The organism is Porphyrobacter sp. CACIAM 03H1 (assembly GCF_002215495.1).
Lineage (GTDB): Bacteria > Pseudomonadota > Alphaproteobacteria > Sphingomonadales > Sphingomonadaceae > Erythrobacter.
Genome location: NZ_CP021378.1, coordinates 447,039 through 468,370, shown reverse-complemented (window position 1 = coordinate 468,370; position 21,332 = coordinate 447,039). Strand labels below are relative to the sequence as shown.

The 21,332-nt window shown below is 69.2% G+C and carries 18 protein-coding genes; 13 read left to right on the top strand and 5 right to left on the bottom strand.

The genetic code is table 11. From position 1 onward, the window contains the following. Nucleotides 1–44 precede the first annotated feature (44 nt). From CBR61_RS02305 to CBR61_RS02285, 5 genes are all read left to right on the top strand, one after another. The gene (locus tag CBR61_RS02305; protein WP_088912918.1) at nucleotides 45–1,718 is read left to right on the top strand and encodes an alkaline phosphatase D family protein; all 1,674 of its coding nucleotides are present in this window, start codon (nucleotides 45–47) and stop codon (nucleotides 1,716–1,718) included. A gap of 74 nt (nucleotides 1,719–1,792) precedes the next feature. Then, nucleotides 1,793–2,461, top strand: coding sequence for a hypothetical protein (locus CBR61_RS02300; RefSeq protein WP_088912917.1), 669 nt, complete (start codon nucleotides 1,793–1,795; stop codon nucleotides 2,459–2,461). Between the two features lie 295 nt (nucleotides 2,462–2,756). Beyond that, a complete protein-coding gene (gene thrS, locus CBR61_RS02295; RefSeq protein WP_088912916.1) occupies nucleotides 2,757–4,754 on the top strand; it encodes a threonine--tRNA ligase in 1,998 nt (665 codons plus the stop codon). Then, complete coding sequence (locus CBR61_RS02290; RefSeq protein WP_088912915.1) at nucleotides 4,751–5,188, top strand: acetyltransferase; 438 nt, start codon at nucleotides 4,751–4,753, stop codon at nucleotides 5,186–5,188. The genes thrS and CBR61_RS02290 overlap by 4 nt, the downstream gene beginning before the upstream one ends. Before the next feature lie 8 nt (nucleotides 5,189–5,196). Then, the gene (locus CBR61_RS02285; RefSeq protein ID WP_088912914.1) at nucleotides 5,197–5,940 is read left to right on the top strand and encodes a sulfite exporter TauE/SafE family protein; all 744 of its coding nucleotides are present in this window, start codon (nucleotides 5,197–5,199) and stop codon (nucleotides 5,938–5,940) included. On the opposite strand, the gene CBR61_RS02280 is transcribed toward CBR61_RS02285, so the two are convergent. From CBR61_RS02280 to CBR61_RS02270, 4 genes are all read right to left on the bottom strand, one after another. Next, complete coding sequence (locus CBR61_RS02280; protein WP_157696470.1) at nucleotides 5,937–6,707, bottom strand: DUF1223 domain-containing protein; 771 nt, start codon at nucleotides 6,705–6,707, stop codon at nucleotides 5,937–5,939. The two genes, CBR61_RS02285 and CBR61_RS02280, sit on opposite strands and share 4 nt — an antisense overlap. An 85-nt stretch (nucleotides 6,708–6,792) precedes the next feature. Beyond that, nucleotides 6,793–6,927: a hypothetical protein gene (locus CBR61_RS17200; protein WP_267890704.1), complete on the bottom strand. Its 135-nt coding sequence runs from the start codon at nucleotides 6,925–6,927 to the stop codon at nucleotides 6,793–6,795. Nucleotides 6,928–6,971: 44 nt separating this feature from the next. Next, on the bottom strand, nucleotides 6,972–7,955 hold the full coding sequence (locus CBR61_RS02275) for an agmatine deiminase family protein (RefSeq protein ID WP_088912912.1): 984 nt from the start codon (nucleotides 7,953–7,955) through the stop codon (nucleotides 6,972–6,974). 7 nt (nucleotides 7,956–7,962) lie between these two features. After that, nucleotides 7,963–9,666, bottom strand: coding sequence for a M28 family metallopeptidase (locus tag CBR61_RS02270; protein WP_088915407.1), 1,704 nt, complete (start codon nucleotides 9,664–9,666; stop codon nucleotides 7,963–7,965). A gap of 106 nt (nucleotides 9,667–9,772) precedes the next feature. On the opposite strand from CBR61_RS02270, the gene glnE reads away from it, so the two are divergent. The 8 genes from glnE (at nucleotide 9,773) to CBR61_RS02230 (ending at nucleotide 20,331) form a co-directional block, all read left to right on the top strand. Next, the gene (gene glnE / locus CBR61_RS02265; protein ID WP_088912911.1) at nucleotides 9,773–12,529 is read left to right on the top strand and encodes a bifunctional [glutamate--ammonia ligase]-adenylyl-L-tyrosine phosphorylase/[glutamate--ammonia-ligase] adenylyltransferase; all 2,757 of its coding nucleotides are present in this window, start codon (nucleotides 9,773–9,775) and stop codon (nucleotides 12,527–12,529) included. Further along, nucleotides 12,526–12,999 carry a peroxiredoxin gene (locus CBR61_RS02260; protein WP_088912910.1) on the top strand — a complete coding sequence of 158 codons (474 nt, stop codon included), beginning with the start codon at nucleotides 12,526–12,528 and terminating at the stop codon, nucleotides 12,997–12,999. The genes glnE and CBR61_RS02260 overlap by 4 nt, the downstream gene beginning before the upstream one ends. Nucleotides 13,000–13,006: 7 nt before the next feature. Then, nucleotides 13,007–13,798 carry a ferritin-like domain-containing protein gene (locus CBR61_RS02255; protein ID WP_088912909.1) on the top strand — a complete coding sequence of 264 codons (792 nt, stop codon included), beginning with the start codon at nucleotides 13,007–13,009 and terminating at the stop codon, nucleotides 13,796–13,798. A 107-nt stretch (nucleotides 13,799–13,905) separates the two neighbouring features. After that, the gene (locus CBR61_RS02250) at nucleotides 13,906–14,646 is read left to right on the top strand and encodes a M23 family metallopeptidase (RefSeq protein WP_088912908.1); all 741 of its coding nucleotides are present in this window, start codon (nucleotides 13,906–13,908) and stop codon (nucleotides 14,644–14,646) included. 287 nt (nucleotides 14,647–14,933) lie between these two features. Continuing rightward, nucleotides 14,934–16,475: an acyl-CoA synthetase gene (locus CBR61_RS02245; protein ID WP_172836000.1), complete on the top strand. Its 1,542-nt coding sequence runs from the start codon at nucleotides 14,934–14,936 to the stop codon at nucleotides 16,473–16,475. Then, complete coding sequence (locus CBR61_RS02240) at nucleotides 16,472–17,764, top strand: cytochrome P450 (protein ID WP_088912906.1); 1,293 nt, start codon at nucleotides 16,472–16,474, stop codon at nucleotides 17,762–17,764. The genes CBR61_RS02245 and CBR61_RS02240 overlap by 4 nt, the downstream gene beginning before the upstream one ends. 116 nt (nucleotides 17,765–17,880) lie before the next feature. Continuing rightward, a complete protein-coding gene (locus CBR61_RS02235) occupies nucleotides 17,881–18,510 on the top strand; it encodes an OB-fold-containig protein (RefSeq protein WP_088912905.1) in 630 nt (209 codons plus the stop codon). 12 nt (nucleotides 18,511–18,522) lie between these two features. After that, entirely contained in the window at nucleotides 18,523–20,331 is a 1,809-nt protein-coding gene (locus CBR61_RS02230) for a flotillin domain-containing protein (protein WP_088912904.1), read from the top strand. A 41-nt stretch (nucleotides 20,332–20,372) separates the two neighbouring features. On the opposite strand, the gene CBR61_RS02225 is transcribed toward CBR61_RS02230, so the two are convergent. Next, nucleotides 20,373–21,251 (bottom strand): UTP--glucose-1-phosphate uridylyltransferase, encoded by an 879-nt coding sequence (locus CBR61_RS02225; protein ID WP_088915406.1) that lies wholly within the window; start codon nucleotides 21,249–21,251, stop codon nucleotides 20,373–20,375. Nucleotides 21,252–21,332 lie beyond the last annotated feature (81 nt).

Here is a 21,332-nt window from a genome sequence, read left to right as displayed (position 1 = left end):
GCATTGTCACGGGAGCGCAACGGGAGAGGATTACGCGCCGCACCATGTTCAAGACCGACACCGCCGCCGCCCAGCCGGCACCCTCGCCCACGGCCCTCACCCGCCGCAGCCTGTTCACCCTCGCGGGGGCATCGGCCGCTGCCGCCGCCGCGCCTGCGGCCGCGACGGGCTTCGGCACCGGCTTCACCCACAATGTCGCGAGCGGCGAGCCGGGGACGGACAAGGTGATGCTGTGGACCCGCTATGTCTCGGACAAGCCGGCCTACCTCGCCTGGGAAATGAGCGAGACCGAGGACTTCGCGAAACTCGCCGCCGAGGGCAGCACCGGCAATGCCGCCGGCCCCGACAGCGATTACTGCGTCAAGACCTGGGCCGACGGGCTGATGCCGGGTCGCTGGTATTTCTACCGCTTCATCGCCCCCGACGGCACCAGGTCCCCCGTGGGCCGCACCCGGACCCTGCCCGATGACTCCGCGGCGCAGTTCCGGCTGGCGGTGTTCTCGTGCTCGAATTTCGGCTTCGGCTGGTTCAGCGCCTATGGCCATGCGGTCGAGGCGAACGATGCCGACCTCGCGGTGCACCTCGGCGACTACATCTACGAATATGGCGCGGGCACCTATCCCGATGCCGGCAAGGGCGTGGCCGAACGCGTGCTCCAGCCCTCGACCGAGATCGTCGCGCTAACCGATTACCGCCTGCGCTACGCGACCTACCGCGCCGACCCCGATCTCCAGCGGCTCCATCAGGTGATGCCGATGGTGGCGGTGTGGGACGATCACGAGACCGCCAACGATTCGTGGAAGGACGGGGCGCAGAACCACCAGAGCGACACCGAGGGCGATTGGGCGGTGCGCAAGGCCGCCGCCAAGAAGGCCTATCGCGAATGGATGCCGGTCTCCGACGAGCCCTATGCCGCCTACCAGGTCGGCCAGCTCGCCACCCTGCTGCGGATCGACACCCGCCTCGAGGGCCGTGACCAGCAGCTCAGCCTCGAGAAGATCATGGCCGGGAACAGGGACCCGCAGGCGCTGATGGCGGCGCTGGCGACATTCCGCGACGGCGAATGGTCCGCCGCCGACCGCCAGCTGCTAGGCGAGCGGCAGGAGAAGTGGCTGGGCGAGGCGCTCGCCGCATCGACCGCGAAGGGCACCCACTGGCAGGTGCTGGTGCAGCAGGTGCTGATCGGCAACCTGCGGACGCCCAAGGCCTTCGCCGACCAGATCGGCGCGGGGCTTCCCGATTTCGTGCGCCGACGCCTCGATGCGGCCGCCGCGGCGAGCCAGGCCGGGCTGCCCTCGAACATGGATGCATGGGACGGCTACCCCGCCGCCCGCGCCCGCGTGTTCGAGGCCGCGCTGAAGGCCGATGCGAACCTCTTCGTGCTGGCGGGCGACACCCACAACGCCTGGGGCTTCGAACTCGCCCACGACGGCGATGCGGTGGGGGTCGAGCTGGGCGTCTGCTCGGTGAGCTCGCCGGGGTTCGAGAGCTACCTCTCCTTCGTCAAGCCGCAGGATCTCGCCGCCGCGCTGGTGGCGGAGAACGCGCAGCTCAAGTGGGCCGACACCGCCCAGCGCGGCTACATGGTGGTCGAGCTGACCCCGGCGCGCGCGACCACCGAATACCGCTTCGTCGAGGGCATCAGGCAGCGCTCGACCCGGCTGGCGGGGACGAAGCGGATCACCACCGAGAAGGGCAGCGGCAAGCTGACGGTGTGACGGCGGATTTCGGCGATAAGTTATTAAGTTATCCGCGATAGAACCTGCCCTTCTCGATTGCGGGGAGGTTGCAGATGCGGATGATGATGCTGGCCGGTGGCGCGTCCCTCCTGGGTGGCGGTGCCTATCTCGCGGGGGCCTTCGACGGCGGCGAGTATTACGCGATGGCGCCCTCCGCCGTGGAGGCTCGGCTGGCGGGGCTCAATTTCGGCTCCGAGCTCGGGATGGCCTCCGGCGACCCCTCGATCGCGCTGGTGCTACGCAGCCGCGGGCCCAAGCTGCTGCGCTGGGACCTTATGGCCGGCCCCGAGCGCGTCGCGGATGTCCGCGCCCACCTCGCACCCGAATCGACCGGCACCCGGGTGAGCGTCGACTTCCAGTTCGCCAAGGGCGAGGGGATGATGGGGATGGAGGAAGACCCCCTCCTCAACGACATCGCCCGGATCGCGATGGAGGAGAAGGTCGATTCCGTGCTCGACGGCCGCGCCTTCGACGCGACCCGCCTGCAGGCCAAGCTGGCAGCGAAGATCGCCGCCGATCCGGGTGCGCTGATGAACATGCAGCAGTCGCTGCACGAGAACGTCGCCAACGAGATGGAGCGCATGGCGCCCGATCCGAACTATGAATACGGCTCGGGCTACGGTTCCGGCTACGGTTCGTCGCCCACCACCGCCACCGCCAAGCCGAGCAAGGGCCCCGACTTCAGCGAGACCCACGCCGACGGCGGCTGGGGGAAGAACTAGGGCGAGGGAACCCGCTCGTCGCGGCCCGAGATCATCATCGAATCAAGTTGCACGTGACAGACTGCGACCAAGCCACTATCTGACCCCCATGGCCAAGCCGCTCGCCACCACCGGCACGACCACCACCACCCGGACTACCATCCGGGGGCGGAGGGCTGTGCGCTAAGCGAAGCAGCCCGCCGCCCGGATCGGGGCGGCGCGGTGTTCTCCTCGATCCGGCAACGCGTTCAACACCGCTCTTCCGGTGCGGCCCTGCTTGTGGCAGGGCGCGCCCAAACGAGACGGACCTGCGACGATGACGGAATTGCTCAAGATCAGCCTCCCCGACGGATCGGTGCGCGAGATGCCCGCCGGGAGCACCCCTGCGGACGTCGCCGCCGCGATCGGCCCGGGCCTCGCCAAGGCGGCGCTCGCGGCGCGGGTGAACGGCGAACTGCGCGACCTCGCCCGCCCCTTCGAGGGTGATGCCGAACTGGCGCTCGTCACCGCGCGTGACGAGGCCGATGCGCTCGAACTCGCGCGCCACGATTACGCCCACGTTCTGGCCGAGGCGGTGCAGTCGCTCTTCCCCGGCACGCAGATCACCTTCGGCCCGGCGACCGACGATGGCTTCTACTATGACGTGAAGGCGCCCGAGAGCCGCGAGCCCTTCGGCATGGACGATCTCCCCGCGATCGAGGAGGAGATGCGCCGCATCATCCGCGCCGACAAGCCGCTGCGCCGCGAGGTGTGGAGCCGCGAGGACCTGATCGCCAAGTGGTCGGCCGAGGGCGAGGTGTTCAAGGCCGAATGGGCCAAGGAACTGCCTGAGGGCGAGGAACTCACCGTCTATTGGTCGGGCGAGGACTGGCTCGATATGTGCCGCGGGCCCCATCTGCCGAGCACCGGCAAGCTCGACCCCGACGCCTTCAAGCTGATGCGCGTCGCCGGGGCATACTGGCGCGGCGACCAGAACAATGCGCAGCTGACGCGCATCTACGGCACCGGCTGGCTCAACAAGAAGCAGCTGCAGGCGCACCTCACCCGGCTCGAGGAAGCCGCCAAGCGCGACCACCGCAAGCTCGGGCGCGAGATGGACCTGTTCCACTTGCAGGAAGAAGCCCACGGGAGCGTCTTCTGGCACCCCAAGGGCTATCGCATCTGGCGCGAGCTCGAGAGCTACATGCGCCGCAAGATGGACGGCGGCGGCTACCGCGAGATCAAGACCCCGCAGCTGATGGACGTGCGCCAGTGGACCCAGTCCGGCCACTGGGGCAAGTATGCGCAGAACATGTTCGCGGTACCCGACATCGTGCCCGATGTGGACGAGGAGTCCGGCGTCGCCTCGCCCAAGGTGGCCGACGATGCCGCGTGGATGGCGATCAAGCCGATGAACTGCCCGGCGCATGTCATGGTGTTCAAGCAGGGGATCACCTCCTACCGCGACCTCCCCATCCGCCTCGGCGAGATGGGCTGCTGTCACCGCAACGAACCCCACGGCGCGCTCCACGGTCTGATGCGGGTGCGCCAGTTCACGCAGGACGATGCGCATATCTTCTGCACCGAGGGGCAGGTGGTCTCCGAAGTGCAGGCCTTCATCGCGCTGGCGGACAGCGTCTACCGCGACTTCGGCTTCACCTACGACATCAAGCTCGCCCTGCGCCCCGAGAAGCGTTTCGGTTCGGACGCGGACTGGGACAAGGCCGAGCAGGAACTGCGCGACGCGCTCACCGCCAACGGCCTCGAATGGGAGGAACTCCCCGGCGAAGGCGCCTTCTATGCGCCCAAGCTCGAATGGCACCTCACCGACGCGATCGGGCGCACCTGGCAGGTCGGCACGATCCAGTCCGACCGCGTGCTGCCCGAGCGTCTGGACGCGCATTACATCGGCGAGGATGGCGAAAAGCACCGCCCGGTGATGCTCCACCGCGCGATCTTCGGGAGCTACGAACGCTTCATCGGCATCCTGATCGAGCACTTCGCAGGGAAACTCCCCGCTTGGCTCGCGCCGGTGCAGGCGGTGGTGGCGACCATCGTGTCGGACGCCGATCCCTATGCCGAGGACGTCGCCGCCCAGCTGCGCGCGGCGGGCATCCGGGTCGAGACCGACACCCGCAACGAGAAGATCAACTACAAGGTGCGCGAGCACTCGCTCGCCAAGGTCCCGCACCTGCTGGTCGTCGGCAAGCGCGAGGCCGAGGAAGGCACCGTCGCGGTCCGCACGCTGGGCGCCGAGCACCAGAAGGTGATGCCGCTCGCCGAAGCGATCGCGATGCTGCGCAGCGAGGGCACGCCGCCCGACCTGCGCGGATGATGCTGCGTCCGGCGACCCCCGCCGATGCCGATGCCGCGCTCGCCATATGGCGTTCAGCGGTGGATGCCACCCACGGGTTCCTCGCGCCGGAGGACCGCGCGGCCATCGAGGCCGAGGTCGCGGCTTTCCTGCCCGAGGCACCGATGGTCCTCGCCTGCACCGAGGATGGCACCCCCTGCGGCTTCCTGATCCGCGACGGGGCCAAGGTCGAGGCGCTGTTCGTCGCGGCGGAGAGCCACGGGCGCGGCGTCGGCTCCGCGCTGCTGCGCCATGCGCGGGAAGCGGCGGGCGAACCGCTGGAGGTCGATGCCAACCTTCAGGCAGACAACGCCCTGCCCTTCTACCTCGCGCACGGGTTCATCGAGACCGGACGCAGCGAGCGCGACGCGCAGGGGCGCCCCTACCCGCTCGTGCATCTGAGGCAAGGCGCCTAGCCGCCGCCATGGCAATCCTCGGAGGTTTCACCGCGCTGCAAGTGGGCGTCGCGCTCGCGGCGGCGCTCGGCTCGGCCTTCGTGCGGGGGCTCACCGGCTTCGGCATGGCGATCCTGCTGGTGCCGGTGCTGGCGCTCGCGCTGCCCCCGATCGAGGCGGTGGTGCTGACCAACGCGCTCTCGCTGATGATCGGGGCGACCGAGATCCGCAGCCTCGTGCGCGATGCCGAGCGCAGCGTTTGGGTGATCGGCGCGCTGGTCCTGGCGGCGACGCCGCTGGGGATGCTCGCCCTTTCGCTGACCGGCAGGGACGTGGCGCGGCTGGTGATCGCGCTGATCGCGCTCAGCGCCTTCATCGCCATCCTGCTACCCCGCCGCGGGAACGCCCAGCCGGGGCGGGGCGTGACCGGCGCGGTGGGCGTGCTGAGCGGGCTGATGACGGGCTATGCCGGGATGCCGGGGCCGCCGGTCGTGCCCTATTACGCCGGGCGCGATCTGCCGCGCAGCACCGCCAAGGCCTCGATGCAGCTGATCTTCACCATCGCCGCATCCGCCGGTCTGGCAAGCGCGCTGTGGCTCGGGGTGCTGCGCTGGCAGCTGCTGCTCTTCGCGGTGCTGATCCTGCCCTTCATCATCGCCGGAAACCGGTTGGGCGCGCGGGTCTCGGGGCGGGTGAGCGATCCGCTGTGGCGCGCGAGCGTCGGGCTGGTGCTCGGCGGAGCGGCGCTCGCCGCGCTGATCCGCCTCGTCTAGGCCACCCAGCGCGCGGCAAGCACCGTGCCGCCGCCGGGCTGGCGCAGCACGAGGGCATAGCGGTCCGCGCCCGGGACCTTGAGCGCATCCGCCGCCAGCGCGACATCGCGCTTGCCGCCCTGCCAGTCGGCGATCTTGCGCTCGGCGCGCAGGACGTTGGTATAGACGACCTTGCGCCCGCCGTTCTCGCCGCGGCCGATCCCGACCGCGACCGTTCGGGTCACCGCGAGCAGCACCAGCTCGGCCTCGCCCGTAGCGCTCCCCGAGAGGCTCACGGCATAGCCGCCCGCCCCCTGCGGCGCGACGCGGATCGCGGCATCGCCGCCCGCGCCGTGCCGCGCGATCCCGGCGCTCACCGCCTCGGCGCGCGAGCCGACCGTGCCGAAGCGCCCGTCGACCACCAGCTGCGGGGTATAGACCCCGTTCTGCCCGGCCAGCCCGCGGCGGGCATAGGCCTGCTGGAGCGCGGTGTTCTCCTCGCGGGCCAGCGTGTCCTTCCACCCCAGCCGGTCCCAGTAGGTCACCGGGCGGGCGATCACGACGAGGGAGGGGTCGGTCGCCAGCTTCTCCGCCAGCGCATCGGCAGGCGGGCAGGAGGAACAGCCCTGGCTGGTGAACAGTTCGAGCAGCACCGGCGCGTCCTTCGCGGCGAGGGCGGGCGTTCGGGTCACGAGCGCGGCGGGAGTGCCCTGCGACAGGCCGAGCGTTGCGGCTCCGAGCACGGCGACAAGGCCGAGCATGGCGAACAGGGGGCGGCTGACGGTCATGGACTGCATCCTCGCATGGCGGTGTCGAGGATGCTTTCGCGTTCTACCGGCGTCCGGTTACGCGCAGGATGTCAGAAAAGCGTTGTCAGAAAGGGAGGGCGGTCCCCGCGAGGATCAGCGCGAAGGCACAACCGAGCACGATCGCCTGGCGGGCGAGATCAACCGCATCGAGGCGGCTGGCGGCGGCGAGCGGCAGGGCGAGAGCTTGGGCGCGGGTCATGAGGCGCAGTCTCGCGCCAATGTCCTAACGAAGCGTTAACCCGCTCATGCAGGCAGGGCAGGCATCTGCTGGCTCGCGCAGTGGAAGCCCCCACCGCCCGCCAGCACCGCCTCTCCCGGCAAGCCGATGGTGTCGCGGTCCGGGAAAAGCGCGGCGATCGCGGCGACCCCTTCCGCGTCGTGGGGCGAGCCGAAGGTCGGCACCACAACGAGATGCGAGGTGATCGCGAAGTTGACGTAGCTCGCCGGTTCCACCCGCCCGTCGCGCTCGATCCGGCCGGGCGAGGGGATGCGCACCACCTCGACCCCGAAGGCCTCGGCCCGCGCGGCGGCATCGGCATAGATCGCGGCGTTGGGATCGTCATTGCCAGTGGCTTCAGGCACCACCAGCCGGTTCGGGCCGACAAAGCGCGCGAGGTTGTCGACATGGCCGTCGGTGTGGTCGTTGATGAGGCCATCGCCCAGCCACAGCACCCGGGTGAAGCCGAGCTGCGCGGCCAGCTCCGCCTCGATCTCGGCGCGCGAGAGGTGCGGGTTGCGGTTGGGGTTGAGCAGGCATTCCTCGGTGGTCGCCACCAGCCCGGTGCCGTCCCCGTCGACCGCCCCGCCTTCGAGAATCATCGGCGTGGTGGTCACCGCCAGCCCCGCATCGCGCGCGATTTCCGCGCCGATCTCCATGTCACCCGGCATCAGGTATTTGCCGCCCCAGCCGTTGAAGCCGAAGCGGCGGGCGATGCGCTGCTGCCCGTCCGACACCACCAGCGGCCCGGTGTCGCGCAGCCACACGTCGCCATAGACGCGGGACTCGAGCGTGACCTTGCCGCTGACCAGTGCGCGTGCGCGGGCCGCATTGGCTTCGTCCCGGACCAGCAGCCGCACCTCCTGCCCGCTTTCCGCCACGGCGGAGGCGAAGGCCGCCATCTGGACCTGCGCGGGTTCAAGCCAGCCCGGCCACTCCTCGGCGAGGTGCGGAAAGCCGATCCAGATCCAGTCCTGCGGCGCCCATTCGGGGGGCATGATCATGGTCATGGGGGGATCAGCAGCCCTTGTCGCTGGCCTTGCAGCTTTCCTCGCGGATCGCCCGGAACTCGTCGCCCTCGTTCCAGGTCGGCCAGCTGGTGCTCATCGCCATCATCCGCCCCAGGCGGTAGTAGAGTTGCAGGTCGGCCATCACGCCGGACCAGTCCCACGCCTCGTCGAATTCGTCCTTGGGACCGTGATAGCGGTTCTCGGTGTAGTCCGCCGCGACCCTGGCCCCGGCCTCGCGCCCGCCTTCGATCAGGTCCTCACCGCCGTCGATATAGAGCATCGGCACGCCGAGCTTGGCGAAGGCGAAGTGGTCGGAGCGGTAGTAGTAGCCGTTCTCGGGCTTGGGGTCGGGGGTCACGGTGCGGCCGTCCGCCTTGAGAGCGGTTTCGAGGAAGATGTCGAGCTGCGACTTGCCGAGGCCGACCGCTGTCACGTCGCGGGCAGGGCCGGCGACCTGAAAGGCGTCCATGTTCACCCCGCCCACGGTCTGCGCCAGCGGGTAGACCGGGTTCTGGGCATAATAGGTCGCGCCGAGCAGGCCGGATTCCTCCGCCGTCACCGCGAGGAACACGAGGCTGCGGCGCGCCGGTCCGGCCTTGGCGTGGGCCTCGGCCAGCGCGACCAGCGCGGCGGTGCCGGTGGCGTTGTCGACCGCGCCGTTGCAGATGTCATCGCCGTCAGGGGCGGGCGAGCAGCGGCCGAGGTGATCCCAGTGTGCGGTGTGGAGCACGTATTCGTCCGGCTTCTCGCTGCCCGGCAGGATGCCGATGATGTTGTGCGAGGTGAAGCTGCGCACATCGCTGGCGAAACGGGTGGAAAGCTTCATGCCCAGCGGCACCGCTTTGAAGCCCTTGGCCTGCGCCGCCTTGGTCAATGCATCGAGATCCTGCCCCGCCGACTTGAGCAGCTTGCGCGCGGCATCCTCGGTCAGCCAGCCGTTCATCTGAGTGAGCGGCGGCGCGTTCTCGCCCCGCTGGGCGTAGGCCTGCGGGCCGGTCCACGAGCTTTCCACGACGTTCCAGCCATAGGCGGCCGGCGCGGTCTGGTGGACGATCAGCGCCCCCGCCGCGCCCTGCCTTGCGGCTTCTTCATACTTGTAGGTCCAGCGCCCGTAATAGGTCATCGCCTTGCCGTTGAACGGCCCCTCGAGGTTCTGCGTCTGCCAGTCCGGGTCGTTGACGAGGATCACCACCGTCTTGCCCTTGACGTCGAGGCCCGCGTAGTCGTTCCAGCCCTTCTCGGGGGCGTTGATGCCGTAGCCGACGAAGACGAGCTCGCTGTCGGAAAGGCTGGTCGCGGCTTCCTCGCGGTAGGTGACGCCGACCCAGTCCTTGCGGAAATCGAAGGAGAGCGGGGCACCCTTGCCGGTGATCGTCAGCGGGGCGTAGTCCTTGCCGGTAATCTCGACCAGCGGGACTTCCTGCACCCAGGACTCCCCGTTGCCCGGCTGCAGACCAGCCGCCTTGAAGCGTTCGATCATCAGCGCGATGGTCTTTTCCTCGCCCGGCGTGCCGGGGGCGCGGCCCTCGAAGGCATCGCTCGAGAGGATGCGGGTGACGTCCTTCATCGTCGCTTCGGAAAGCTGGCCGGGTTCCACCTCGGGAATGTCGAGCGCCGCGCCCGCGCCGCCGGGCACGGGCAGGCCCTCGCACGCCCCCAGCGCGAGCGCGCCGGCGAGCAGGGTGCCGATTGCGAATTGCCGGATCGTCATAGCCAGATTCCTCTCATCCATCCGCGCCCCCTGTTGCAGAGCCTCGCGGGTGGCGCAAGCACACCGCTCTTGCAGCGCGGCGGCGGCGCGGCCAGAGAGGCGGGCGATGGGAGAGAACCGGCCTGATTGGGAAAGCGCGCTTGCCCGCGCCCGCGCCCACGCGCCCTTCCTCGCGCGCGCGCTCGACCGCCAGCCGGAACTGGCCGCGCTGCTGGCGGCGGGGGACGGCTCCCGGGCGCTCGCATGGGCGCGGGCGCAGGGCGAGGAACCCGACGCCGAGGTCGCGCTGCGCCGCGAGCGGCTGGCGCTCGCCGCCGCGCTGGCGGTGGGCGATCTCGCGGGCGCCTTCCCGCTGGCGCAGGTGGTGGGCGAACTCACCGCCTTCGCCGATCGCGCCCTCGACCGCGCGATCCGCACCGCCATCGCCGAACGCTGCGATGCCGACTCTGCGGAGGGCTTCATCGCCCTCGCGCTCGGCAAGCAGGGGGCGGGCGAGCTCAACTATTCCTCCGACATCGACCCGATCCTGCTGTTCGACCGCGCCCGCCTGCCGCGCCGCGCCAGCGACGATCCGGGCGAGGCGGCGCAACGATACGCGCGCCGCGTGGTCGCGCTGCTCTCGGCCAATACGCCCGAGGGCTATGCCCTGCGCGTCGACCTGCGCCTCAGGCCCGCGAGCGAGGTCAGCCCGCTCGCCGTGCCGGTGGGCGCGGCGCTCACCCATTACCAGGGCGCGGCGCTGGCGTGGGAGCGTGCCGCCTTCACCCGCGCCCGCGCGGCGGCGGGCGACATCGCGGCGGGCGAGGCCTTCCTCGACGAGATCCGCCCCTTCGTTTGGCGCGGCCAGCTCGATTTCGGCGCGATCGAGGAGATCCGCGCCCTCACCCACCGCATCCGCCACAGCCACGAAGGCCCGCCCGCCCCCGGGCCCGGCTTCGACGTCAAGCGCGGGCGCGGCGGGATCCGCGAGATCGAGTTCTACGCCCAGACGCACCAGCTGATCCACGGCGGGCGCGACGCCTCGCTGCGCGTGCGCGGCACCCGCGCCGCGCTCGATGCGCTGGCCCGCGCGGGGTGGATCGCTCCGGAGAACGCGGTCACGCTGGGCGAGGCCTACGACCGCCTGCGCCAGATCGAGCACCGCTTGCAGATGGTGAACGACCGCCAGACCCATGCCCTGCCCGAGGGGGAGGCGCTGGACAATGTCGCGCGGCTCGACGGGCTGGCGGACGGCGCGGCGCTGGTCGCCGAGCTGACCGAACTCACCGCGCGCACGGGGCGCATCTACGAGGAGCTGATCGGCCGCAGCGACCCCGCGCCGGCCCCCGTCGCGATGCCGGTCAGCGCGCTGGCGCACAATCTCGCCGAATGGGGCTTCCCCGAGCCGGACACCCTCGCCGAGCGGATCGAGACCTGGCGCGACGGACGCCACGCCGCGATCCGATCCCCCCAAGCGGTGGAGGCCTGGGACCGGCTCGCCCCCGCCCTGCTCGAAGCCATCGCGAAAAGCGACGATCCGATGCGCGCGATCACCCGCTGGGAGCGGATCATCGAGAGCGTGCCGTCCGCGATCACCACCTTCCGCCTGCTCGACGCGCGACCCGATCTCACCCGCCGGCTGGTCGCCGCCCTCACCCTCGCGCCCGTCCTGTCGGACGAGCTGGCGCGGAAGCCGGAACTGCTCGACACCCTGATCGACAAGGACGCGCTCGAACTGCCGGGCGAGGTGCCCGCGATCATGGCGCGCATGAAGGGCGCGGCGGTGCGCGACGATTACGAGGCGCTGCTCGACGCGATCCGGGTGGTGACGGGCGAGATCCGCTTCGCGCTCGGCATCCAGCTGATCGAGGGGCTGGCCGATCCGCTCGCCATCGCCCGCGCCCTGTCGCGCACCGCCGAGGCGGCGCTGCGGCTGGCGACATCGGGAACCGTCGTGGAGTTCGGGATCAAGCACGGGCGCATTCCCGGGAGCGAGCTGCTGATCCTCGGCCTCGGACGGCTGGGCGGCGGGGCGCTGACCCACGCCTCGGACCTCGACATCGTCTACCTCTTCACCGGCGACTTTTCCGCCCAGTCCGACGGGCCGCGCCCGCTTGGCGGGACGATCTACTACAACCGCCTCGCCAGCCGGGTCAGTGCGGCGCTTTCGGTGCCGACCGCGCAGGGCGCGCTCTACGAGGTCGACACAAGGCTGCGCCCGCAGGGCAACCAGGGCCCGCTGGCGGTGAGCTGCGAGGCTTTCGGCAAGTACCAGCGCGAGGCGGCATGGACGTGGGAGCACATGGCACTCGCCCGCGCGCGGGTGCTCTATGGCTCCGACGCCGCGCGGGCCGAGCTCGAGGCGGTGCTCGCCGAGGTGCTCCATGCCCCGCGCGACATGGTGGCGCTGCGCGAGGCGGTGCTGGGAATGCGCGCCGAGATGGCGAAGCACAAGCAGCCCGGCGGCCCGGTGGACGCGAAGCTGACGCGCGGGGGCCTCGTCGATATCGAGTTCCTCGTCCACTACCTGCAGTTGAAGGGCGAGACCGCCGATGGCCGCCCCCTGGCCGAAACCTGTGCGCAGGCGCTTTCGCCCGATCTCGAACAGGCCCTCGCAGGCCTCGCGGCGGCGGGGCTGCTGCCGGCCGACCTTGCCGGACCCCATGCGCTGATGAGCCGGATGCTGGTTGCCGGACGCCTGCTCGCTCCCGACGGGCGCGAACCCCCGCCGTCAGGTGCGCGCGCGCTGGCGCGGGCCTGCGGGTGCGATTCCTATGCCGATCTCGAGGAGGCCTTCGCACGTGCGCGCCTCAGGGTCGCCGAAGTGTGGAAACAAATCTTCGGCACGGACATTCTCGCAAGCGAACAGGAGAACCCCGCATGAGCAACTTCCCCGGCGTCGGCGACGCCATTCCCGATATCGCGATGGAAACCCCCGAGGGCGGCAGCGTGAAGCCGTCGGACTTCGCGGGATCGAAGCTGGTGATCTTCTTCTATCCCAAGGACGACACCCCGGGCTGCACCACCGAGAACAAGGATTTCTCCGCGCTGAAGGACCAGTTCGAGGCGGCGGGGACGAAGCTGCTCGGCGTCAGCAAGGACCCGGCCAAGAAGCACGCCAAGTTCATCGCCAAGCACGGCCTCACCGCGCCGCTCGCGAGTGATGCCGAGGAGGGCGGCCTTTCCGACGCGCTCGGCGTGTGGGCGGAAAAGCAGATGTACGGCAAGACCTACATGGGCATGGTCCGCGCGACCTATCTGGTGGACGCACAAGGCAAGATCGCGCGCATCTGGGACAAGGTGAAGGTCGCGGGCCACGCCGAGGAAGTGCTGGCGGCCGCCAGGGCCCTCTGATTCCCGCATGACCACCGTCGCCCGCGCCATCCGCGCCGCGCTGCTCACGCCCGAGCCGCGTGCCAAGTGCTTCGCCACCCGCGAAGTGGCGCGGGCGTGGCGCACGGGCAGGCTGGCTTGGGCGTTCGACGTCGCCATGCCCGACCGGCCCGCCTGGCCGGATACCCCCGAACTGCTCCCGCCGAATCGCATGCCCAAGCGCGGGAAGGGCGGGAGCGAGCGGGCGCGAATCGCGCTGTGGCATTCCCTCGCCCATATCGAATTCGTCGCCATCGACCTCGCGCTCGACATGGCGGGTCGATTCGGCGCCGACATGGGCGAGGAATTCGTCGGCGATTTCCTCGCCGTTGCCGCCGACGAGGCGATGCACTTCGCGCTGCTGGCGCGGAAGCTCGCGCAGCTGGGCAGCCATTACGGTGCGCTGCCCGCCCATGCCGGGTTGTGGGAAGCGGCCCATGCCACCCGCGACGATGTCGCCGCACGGCTGGCGGTGGTGCCGATGGTGCTCGAGGCGCGCGGGCTCGACGTCACGCCGGCGACACTCGAACGGGTTCGCGCAACAGGGGACGCGGGCGGCGCGAAAATTCTCGAACGGATACTTGACGACGAAATCCGCCACGTCGCGGCAGGCACAAAGCACTTTTTGCGCTGTGCCGAAATGGCGCAGATGGAACCCGAATCCCTGTGGCAGGACCTCGTAAAACGGCACTTTCGGGGGCAGGTTAAGCCACCGTTCAACGACTCGGCGCGTCTTGCTGCCGGTTTGTCGCGCGGTTTCTACGCGACGATTGCCTATTAACGACTCACCCGGATAACCACTCTCCAGCCAAGGCGCGCATCAGACGTGCCGGAACATTCCTACGGCGCCGGACCAAGCATGGCGCCGCAATCGGGACCGGGTCAGTTATGAAGATTGCCTTGCGCCAAGTGCTGAAGCTGGCTGCCGCAGCCTGCTCCGCCATTCTGGTTTCAGCCGCTGCGCCGGCCTTCGCCAACACCGCCAATTCCGCCAACGCCGCCACCAGCGCCGATGTCGTCGCGCCGGTCCGCGAAGCGCAGGGCGACGTGGTCGACAACGGCGATGCCCGCTTCAAGTCGCTCTTCGCCAGCTGGACCGCGATCGAGCGCACCGCGCCGACCGCCGGCACCGGCGAAACCGTCACCGCCTATTCCTCGCCCGTCCCCGTGACGGGCGTTTCGATTCCGTCGCGGATGCCGCTCGAAGGGGCGCAGCTCACCAGCGGCTTCGGGATGCGCAACCATCCGGTGCTCGGCGGCCGCCGCCAGCACGCCGGGATCGATCTCGCTGCGCCGACCGGCACCCCGGTCTATGCCACCGCCGACGGCATCGTCAGCCGCGCCGACTGGTATTCGAGCTACGGCCTCTACATCAGCGTCGAGCATGGCGCCTCGATGCAGACCCGCTACGCCCACCTCTCGCGCCTTGCGGTCGCGGAAGGGGACAGCGTCAAGAAAGGCGACCTGATCGGCTATGTCGGCTCGACCGGCCGTTCGACCGGCCCGCACCTTCATTACGAAGTTCGCGTCGAGGGTCTTGCAGTCAATCCGATTCCGTATATGGTGGAGAGCGAAGCACAGCTGGCCTACGCCCGCGACGCTCGTCTCACCGGCCAGGGCGGCGAGTAAGCTTCACGAGATTGCCCGTGTAAACGGGCCGGACATTGGAGAGGGTGTCCGAACATGGGCGGCGGGTTATCCCGCCGCCTTTTTTCTTGTGCACGCCATCCCGCCTCGCGTTGCGGATGCATCGCGAGGTCGTTGCAGGGTCATCTGCAGGTCGTTGCCGCCGATGGGTAGCAATTCCCATACTCTTTTCGCTTGCGAGCGTTCCCGCGCCCGCTAGATTTTCTCTCCAGAGAGAGAATGTCGGCAGCCCCCCGTGGGTGCTGCCGCTTGGGAGAGAAATCATGTCGATGCACCCGATCGCGCACGCCGCGACCCGGCCCGATCACCCGGCGGTCATCATGACCGGCTCGGGCCAGCAGATCACCTACGGCGAGATGGAAGCGGAATCGAACCGCTTCGCCCATCTCCTGCGCGCCCACGGGATCGCGGCGGGCGATGCCTTCGCGGTGCTGCTGGAAAACCGCATCGAGTACTTCACCCTGATCTGGGGATCGCAGCGCGCAGGGACCATGCTGGTGCCGATCTCCTCGCGTCTGACCGCGCCCGAGGCCGCCTACATCATCCGCGACGCCGAGGCGAAGCTGCTGATTACCAGCGGATATTTCACCGGGATGCTGGACGCGATCCGTGCCGAGTGCCCGGGCCTTGCGGTGCTGGTGATGGACTCGGGCGACGCCGAGGATTTCGCCGCCGCCCTCGCCGCGCAGCCCTCCAGCCCGATCCCCGACCAGAGCGCCGGGATGGTGATGCTCTATTCCTCGGGCACCACGGGCCGGCCCAAGGGCATCCGTCCCGCCCCGCCTGCCGACCCCGATCCCCAGGCCGCCGTCCCGCTCGTCGGCCTTGCGGTGATGGGCGCCGGGATGCCGACCGACGGTTCGATGATCTATCTCTCCCCCGCCCCGCTCTACCACGCCGCGCCGATCGGCTGGTGCTCGGTCGTCCACCGGCTCGGCGGCACGGTGGTGATGATGGAGAAGTTCGATCCCGAGGAGGCGCTGAAGGCGATCGAAACCTACAAGGTCACCGACAGCCAGTGGGTGCCGACCCATTTCGTGCGCTTCCTCAAGCTCGATCCGGCGGTGCGCACGAAATACGACCTCTCCAGCCACCAGCGCGCCCTGCACGCCGCCGCGCCCTGCCCGGTGCCGATCAAGCGCGAGATGATCGAATGGTGGGGGCCGATCGTGAACGAGTATTACGCCGGCAGCGAGAGCATCGGGATGACGATGATCCGCTCCGCCGACTGGCTCACCCACCCGGGCAGCGTCGGGCGGGCGATCTACGGCACGCTCCACATCTGCGGGCCGGACGGCGAGGAGGTCGGGCCGGGCGAGGACGGGCTGATCTATTTCGAGAATGCCCTCCTGCCGACCTATCACAACGATCCCGCCAAGACCCGCGAGGCGATGCACCCCAAGGGCTGGATGACACTTGGCGACATCGGGCATCTCGACGCCGACGGGTTCCTCTACCTCACCGACCGCAAGAGCCACATGATCATCAGCGGCGGGGTCAACATCTACCCGCAGGAGATCGAGAACCTGCTCGTCACCCACCCCAAGGTGATGGACGCCGCCGTAATCGGCGCGCCGTGTCCGGATCTGGGCGAGAAGGTCGTCGCGGTGGTCCAGCCCAAGGACATGGCGCAGGCCGGGCCGACGCTGGAGGCGGAACTGCGCGAGTTCCTCGCGCCGAGCCTCTCCAAGATCAAGATGCCCAAGCTGTTCGACTTCCGCCCCGATCTGCCGCGCGAGGCCAACGGCAAGCTCTACAAGCGCGAGCTGCGCGACGAATACGCGGCCAAGGCCAAGGAACCCGCGGAGTGAGCCGCGAGGCGGTGCTGCCGGGCGATCTGGCCCGCAAGGTCATCGACCCGCACGCCTATGCCGAGTGGGACGGGCTGCTCGACACCTTCGACGCGATCCGGGCGAGCACCCCGGTCGCAAAGGTCCAGCCCGACACGCCCGGGCTGTTCGAGCCCTTCTGGCTCGTCACCGCCTATGACGACGTGATGCGCATCTCGAAGGACAACGCCGCCTTCCTCAACAACCCGCGCCCAGTGGTGTTCAGCTTCAACCAGGCGATCGAGTTCAGCCGCGCCGCCACCGGCTCGAACATGCTGGTCGATTCGCTGGTGGTGTTCGACGCGCCGATCCACCCCAAGTATCGCAAGCTGACCCAGGAATGGTTCATGCCGAGGAGCCTCGCCCGCCTCGAGGATGAACTGCGCGCGCTCGCCGCCCGCACGGTCGACCGGATGCTGGAGCAGGGCGGGGAGGTGGACTTCGTCAAGGAGGTCTCCGGCCCCTACCCCTTGCGCGTCGTCATGCAGATCCTCGGGGTGCCGCCCGAGGACGAATTCCGGATGCAGATGCTCACCCAGCAGCTGTTCGGCGGGCAGGACAAGGACCTGTCGGGCAGCGGCATGGACAAGATGACGCCCGAACAGGTGGTGCAGATCGTCGCGGGGGCGGTGAAGACCTTCGAGGATTATTTCGCCGCGCTCGCCGAGGATCGCCGCCGCAACCCGACCGACGATGTCGCCAGCGTCATCGCCAACGCCACCGTCGACGGCCAGCCGCTCCCGCCGCGCGACATGGCGGGCTATTACATCATCGTCGCCACCGCGGGGCACGACACCACGAGCGCCAGCACGGCGGGCGCGATGCAGGCGCTGGCGAACGATCCCGAACAATACGCCCGCGTGCGCGCCGACCGCTCGCTGCTTCCCGGCATTGTCGAGGAAGCGATCCGCTGGACCAGCCCCGTCCAGCACTTCATGCGCACGGCGGCGGAGGACTGCGAGATCGGCGGGCAGCAGATCAAGGCGGGCGACTGGCTGATGATCAACTACGTCGCCGCCAACCACGACCCCGCGCAGTTCCCCAACCCGCGCCGCTTCGACGCCGCCCGTTCGCCCAACCGCCACCTCGCCTTCGGCGCGGGCGCGCACCAATGCCTCGGGCTGCACCTCGCAAGGCTCGAGATGAAGATCCTGTTCGAGGCGATCCTCGACCGGGTGGCGGCGGTCGAACCGGCGGGCGAGGCCAAGCGCGCCAGCAGCACATTCGTGGGCGGGTTGAAGACCTTGCCGCTCAAGGTGACGCCGGCCTGAAAAGGCGGGAAAAATCGGACATCACCCGTCCGATTCCGCTAGGGATTTGCCCCCGTTTGTCCTAGCTTTCCGAGCATGGGATTTTCCGTTCGCCTTGCAGCCGGGGCCGGCGCAGCGTGAGCCTGCTCGCTGGCCACAACCTGCCCTTCGTGATCGCGCTTGGCGCTCTGGCGCTGATCGCGCTTGTTCAGGTCACGGGGCTCGGCGACGTGTTCGACGGCGCGGGGGATGTCGATGCGGGCGGCGGGCTCGAGGCGGGCGGCTTCGGCGAGGCGCTGACGGCGCTGCTCGGGCTCGGACGGGTACCGCTCCTGATCTGGCTCGCCAGCCTGCTGCTCATCTTCGGGGGCGTCGGCCTGATCGGACAGGCGTGGATCGCAGGCTTGCTGGGCGCCCCGCTCTCCACCGGATGGGCGACGCTGGCGGCAGGCGCTGCCGCCCTGCCGCTCAACAGCATCGCCATGCGCCAGATCGGCGCGATCATGCCGCGCGACGAGACCACCGCAATCGCGCTCGACGAGCTGGTGCGGCGCGACGCCGAGATCCAGATCGGCACGGCGCGCGCCGGATCGCCCGCCCGCGCCAAGGTGATCGACCGCCACGGACAGGCGCATTTCGTCATGGTCGAACCGCACGACCAGGCACTCGCATTCAATGCAGGCGACACCGTCCTGCTGGTGCGCCGGGAAGGGGAGACCTTCTTCGGCGTGCAATACGAAAGCCCGCTGCTCGGGCTCGAGTCTTAAAGGGGAACGCACATGTCTTTGCCGACGACAACCTCGAACGGGGAGCTGGTCCCGACCGGCGATCTCGCCTCCTCCACCGGCGATCTCGTCACTTACGGCGTGATCGGCGTCAGCGCCGTGCTGTTCTTCATCGTCTTCTTCGTGTTCCTGATCCGGCTCTATCGCCGCGCGACCAAGGAGACCGCCTTCGTGCGCACCGGCTTCGGCGGCGAGAAGGTGGTGATGAACGGCGGCGCGCTGGTCTTCCCGGTGTTCCACGAGGCGATGCCGGTGAACATGAACACTCTCGTCCTCAGCGTCGTGCGGCGCGATGCCGAGGCGCTGATCACATTGGACCGGCTGCGGATCGACGTGAAGGCGGAATTCTACGTCCGCGTCCGCCCCGATGCCGCGGCCATCGCCATGGCTGCCCAGACCCTCGGCCAGCGCACGATGCAGCCCGAGCTGCTGAAGGACCTCGTCGAGGGCAAGTTCGTCGACGCGCTGCGCTCCGTGGCGGCGGGCATGACCATGAACGAGCTGCACGAACAGCGCGCGGATTTCGTGCAGAAGGTGCAGCAGGTCTCCTCGAACGACCTCGCCATGAACGGTCTCGAGCTGGAATCCGTGTCGCTCACCGGCCTCGACCAGACCTCGATCGAACACTTCAACGCCAACAACGCCTTCGACGCCGAGGGCCTCACCAAGCTCACCGAGCAGATCGAGGCGCGCAAGAAGCTGCGCAACGACATCGAGCAGGAAACCCGCGTCCAGATCGAGAGCAAGAACCTCGAAGCCAGCAAGCGCAGCTTCGAGATCAGCCGCGACCAGGAATACGCCCGGCTCGAACAGGAGCGCGAGGTCGAGGTGCGGCGCGCGGCGCAGGCGGCGGAAATCGCCCGCGAGCAGGCCGAACGCAACCGCGAGGCCGAGATCGCCCGGATCGAGGCCAAGAAGCAGGTGGATGCCCAGCAGATCGAGGCCGACCGGCTCGTCGAGGAAGCGCGCATCATCCAGCAGCGCGCGCTCGAGATCGCGCGGCAGGAACAGCAGATCGCCGTGCAGAACAAGAGCCGCGAGGAAAGCCAGGCCAAGGCCGAGGCCGATGAAGCCCGCGCCAAGGCGGTCGAGGCCGAGGAACGCGTCGCCACCGCGCGCGAGCGCGAGATCGCCGAGCGTCAGAAGACCATCGAGCTGATCGAGGCCGCCAAGCAGGCCGAGCGCGACGCGATCGGGGTCAAGGTGCAGGCCGAGGCGGAAAAGGACGCCGCCACCAACCGGGCCGAGGCGATCCGCTTCGAAGCCCAGGGCGAGGCCGAGGCCGAGAAGCTGCGCGCCGAGGCCGCCCGGGTGCGCTTCGAGGTCGAGGCGGCGGGCCAACGCGCGATCAACGAGGCGGCGAACATCCTCTCGATGGAGCAGATCTCGCTCCAGACCAAGCTGGCGCTGCTCAAGGTGCTGCCCGAGGTCATCCGCGAGAGCGCCAAGCCGATGGAGGCGATCGATTCGATCAAGATCGTGCAGGTCGACGGGCTCACCAATGGCGGACGCGCGGCCAACGACGGCGGCGGGGCAGGCAATGGTTCGGGCGGCGGTTCGGGCAATCTCGCCAGCGATGCCGTCGCCGCGGCGCTGGCCTACCGTGCGCAGGCACCGGTGCTCGACGGGCTGATGAAGGAGTTGGGGCTCGACGGCTCCTCGCTGTCGGGTCTGGTCAAATCCGCCGCCGAAGCCGAGGGCGAGGCGGCTCCCTCACCTGCCCCCACCAAAGCCGCAGCCCCGAAGGCGATCGCCCGCGACAACGACGCGGATGATGCGCCGACCGGAGAGGCGGCAGAGTAGGAGGACATCGTGCGAGGGGCGGCGGTGCTGCCCCTCGCCGCCTACTTCAGCAGATCCATCGCGATCGCGCGCACTTCGGCGCCCATGTCGGGGCGCTGGAGCGCGATCGCCAGCGTCGCCTCGACGAAGCCGACCTTGCTGCCGCAGTCGTAACGATTGCCGTCGAAGGTGACGGCGTGGAACGGCTGGGTGCCGATCATCTTCGCCATCGCGTCGGTCAGCTGGATCTCGCCGCCTGCACCCTTGCCCTGGTTCTCGAGCACGCGCATGACCTCGGGCTGCAGGATGTAGCGGCCCGAGACGATCTTGTTCGAGGGTGCCTCGGCCACCGGCGGCTTCTCGACCAGCCCGCGCACCTCGGTGAGCGCGCCCTTGGCCTCGCCCGGGTCGATCACGCCGTAGGACGAGACCTGCTCCATCGGCACTTCCAGCACCGAGATGAGGTTGCCGCCGACCTGTTCGTAGGCTTCGACCATCTGCTTCATGCAGCCGGTGCCGCCCTCGCGCGCGACCATCAGCTCGTCGGGGAGGAAGATCGCGAAGGGATCGTCACCCACGATCGCGCGGGCACACCAGATCGCGTGGCCGAGGCCGAGCGGCACCTGCTGGCGCACCGCGATCACGTCCCCCGGGGTTGCTCTCGCGCAATCGAGCACGGAAAGATCCTTGCCGCGCTCGGACATGGTCTGCTCGAGCTCGAAGGCGATGTCGAAATGCTCGACGATCCCGGTCTTGCCGCGCCCGGTGACAAAGATCATCTGCTCGATTCCGGCCTCGCGCGCCTCGTCGACGGCGTACTGGATCAGCGGGCGATCGACCACGGGAAGCAGCTCCTTGGGCACGACCTTGGTCGCGGGAAGGAAGCGCGTGCCGAGACCGGCGACGGGGAAGACGGCTTTACGGATCGGCTTGGGAGGCATCTGGCACCTTGAGCTGATGAATTCGCGAAAGTTCTTGCGCCCGTCGCGGTCTCCCGTGCCCTGCGCCATAACGCAGGTCAA

Excerpts from the sequence above, each read along its gene's own strand:
- CBR61_RS02305 (WP_088912918.1), top strand. The coding sequence starts at position 45 with ATGTTCAAGACCGACACCGCCGCCGCCCAGCCGGCACCCTCGCCCACG.
- CBR61_RS02300 (WP_088912917.1), top strand. The coding sequence starts at position 1,793 with ATGCGGATGATGATGCTGGCCGGTGGCGCGTCCCTCCTGGGTGGCGGT.
- thrS (WP_088912916.1), top strand. The coding sequence starts at position 2,757 with ATGACGGAATTGCTCAAGATCAGCCTCCCCGACGGATCGGTGCGCGAG.
- CBR61_RS02290 (WP_088912915.1), top strand. The coding sequence starts at position 4,751 with ATGATGCTGCGTCCGGCGACCCCCGCCGATGCCGATGCCGCGCTCGCC.
- CBR61_RS02285 (WP_088912914.1), top strand. The coding sequence starts at position 5,197 with ATGGCAATCCTCGGAGGTTTCACCGCGCTGCAAGTGGGCGTCGCGCTC.
- CBR61_RS02280 (WP_157696470.1), bottom strand. The coding sequence starts at position 6,707 with ATGACCGTCAGCCGCCCCCTGTTCGCCATGCTCGGCCTTGTCGCCGTG.
- CBR61_RS17200 (WP_267890704.1), bottom strand. The coding sequence starts at position 6,927 with ATGACCCGCGCCCAAGCTCTCGCCCTGCCGCTCGCCGCCGCCAGCCGC.
- CBR61_RS02275 (WP_088912912.1), bottom strand. The coding sequence starts at position 7,955 with ATGACCATGATCATGCCCCCCGAATGGGCGCCGCAGGACTGGATCTGG.
- CBR61_RS02270 (WP_088915407.1), bottom strand. The coding sequence starts at position 9,666 with ATGACGATCCGGCAATTCGCAATCGGCACCCTGCTCGCCGGCGCGCTC.
- glnE (WP_088912911.1), top strand. The coding sequence starts at position 9,773 with ATGGGAGAGAACCGGCCTGATTGGGAAAGCGCGCTTGCCCGCGCCCGC.
- CBR61_RS02260 (WP_088912910.1), top strand. The coding sequence starts at position 12,526 with ATGAGCAACTTCCCCGGCGTCGGCGACGCCATTCCCGATATCGCGATG.
- CBR61_RS02255 (WP_088912909.1), top strand. The coding sequence starts at position 13,007 with ATGACCACCGTCGCCCGCGCCATCCGCGCCGCGCTGCTCACGCCCGAG.
- CBR61_RS02250 (WP_088912908.1), top strand. The coding sequence starts at position 13,906 with ATGAAGATTGCCTTGCGCCAAGTGCTGAAGCTGGCTGCCGCAGCCTGC.
- CBR61_RS02245 (WP_172836000.1), top strand. The coding sequence starts at position 14,934 with ATGCACCCGATCGCGCACGCCGCGACCCGGCCCGATCACCCGGCGGTC.
- CBR61_RS02230 (WP_088912904.1), top strand. The coding sequence starts at position 18,523 with ATGTCTTTGCCGACGACAACCTCGAACGGGGAGCTGGTCCCGACCGGC.
- CBR61_RS02225 (WP_088915406.1), bottom strand. The coding sequence starts at position 21,251 with ATGCCTCCCAAGCCGATCCGTAAAGCCGTCTTCCCCGTCGCCGGTCTC.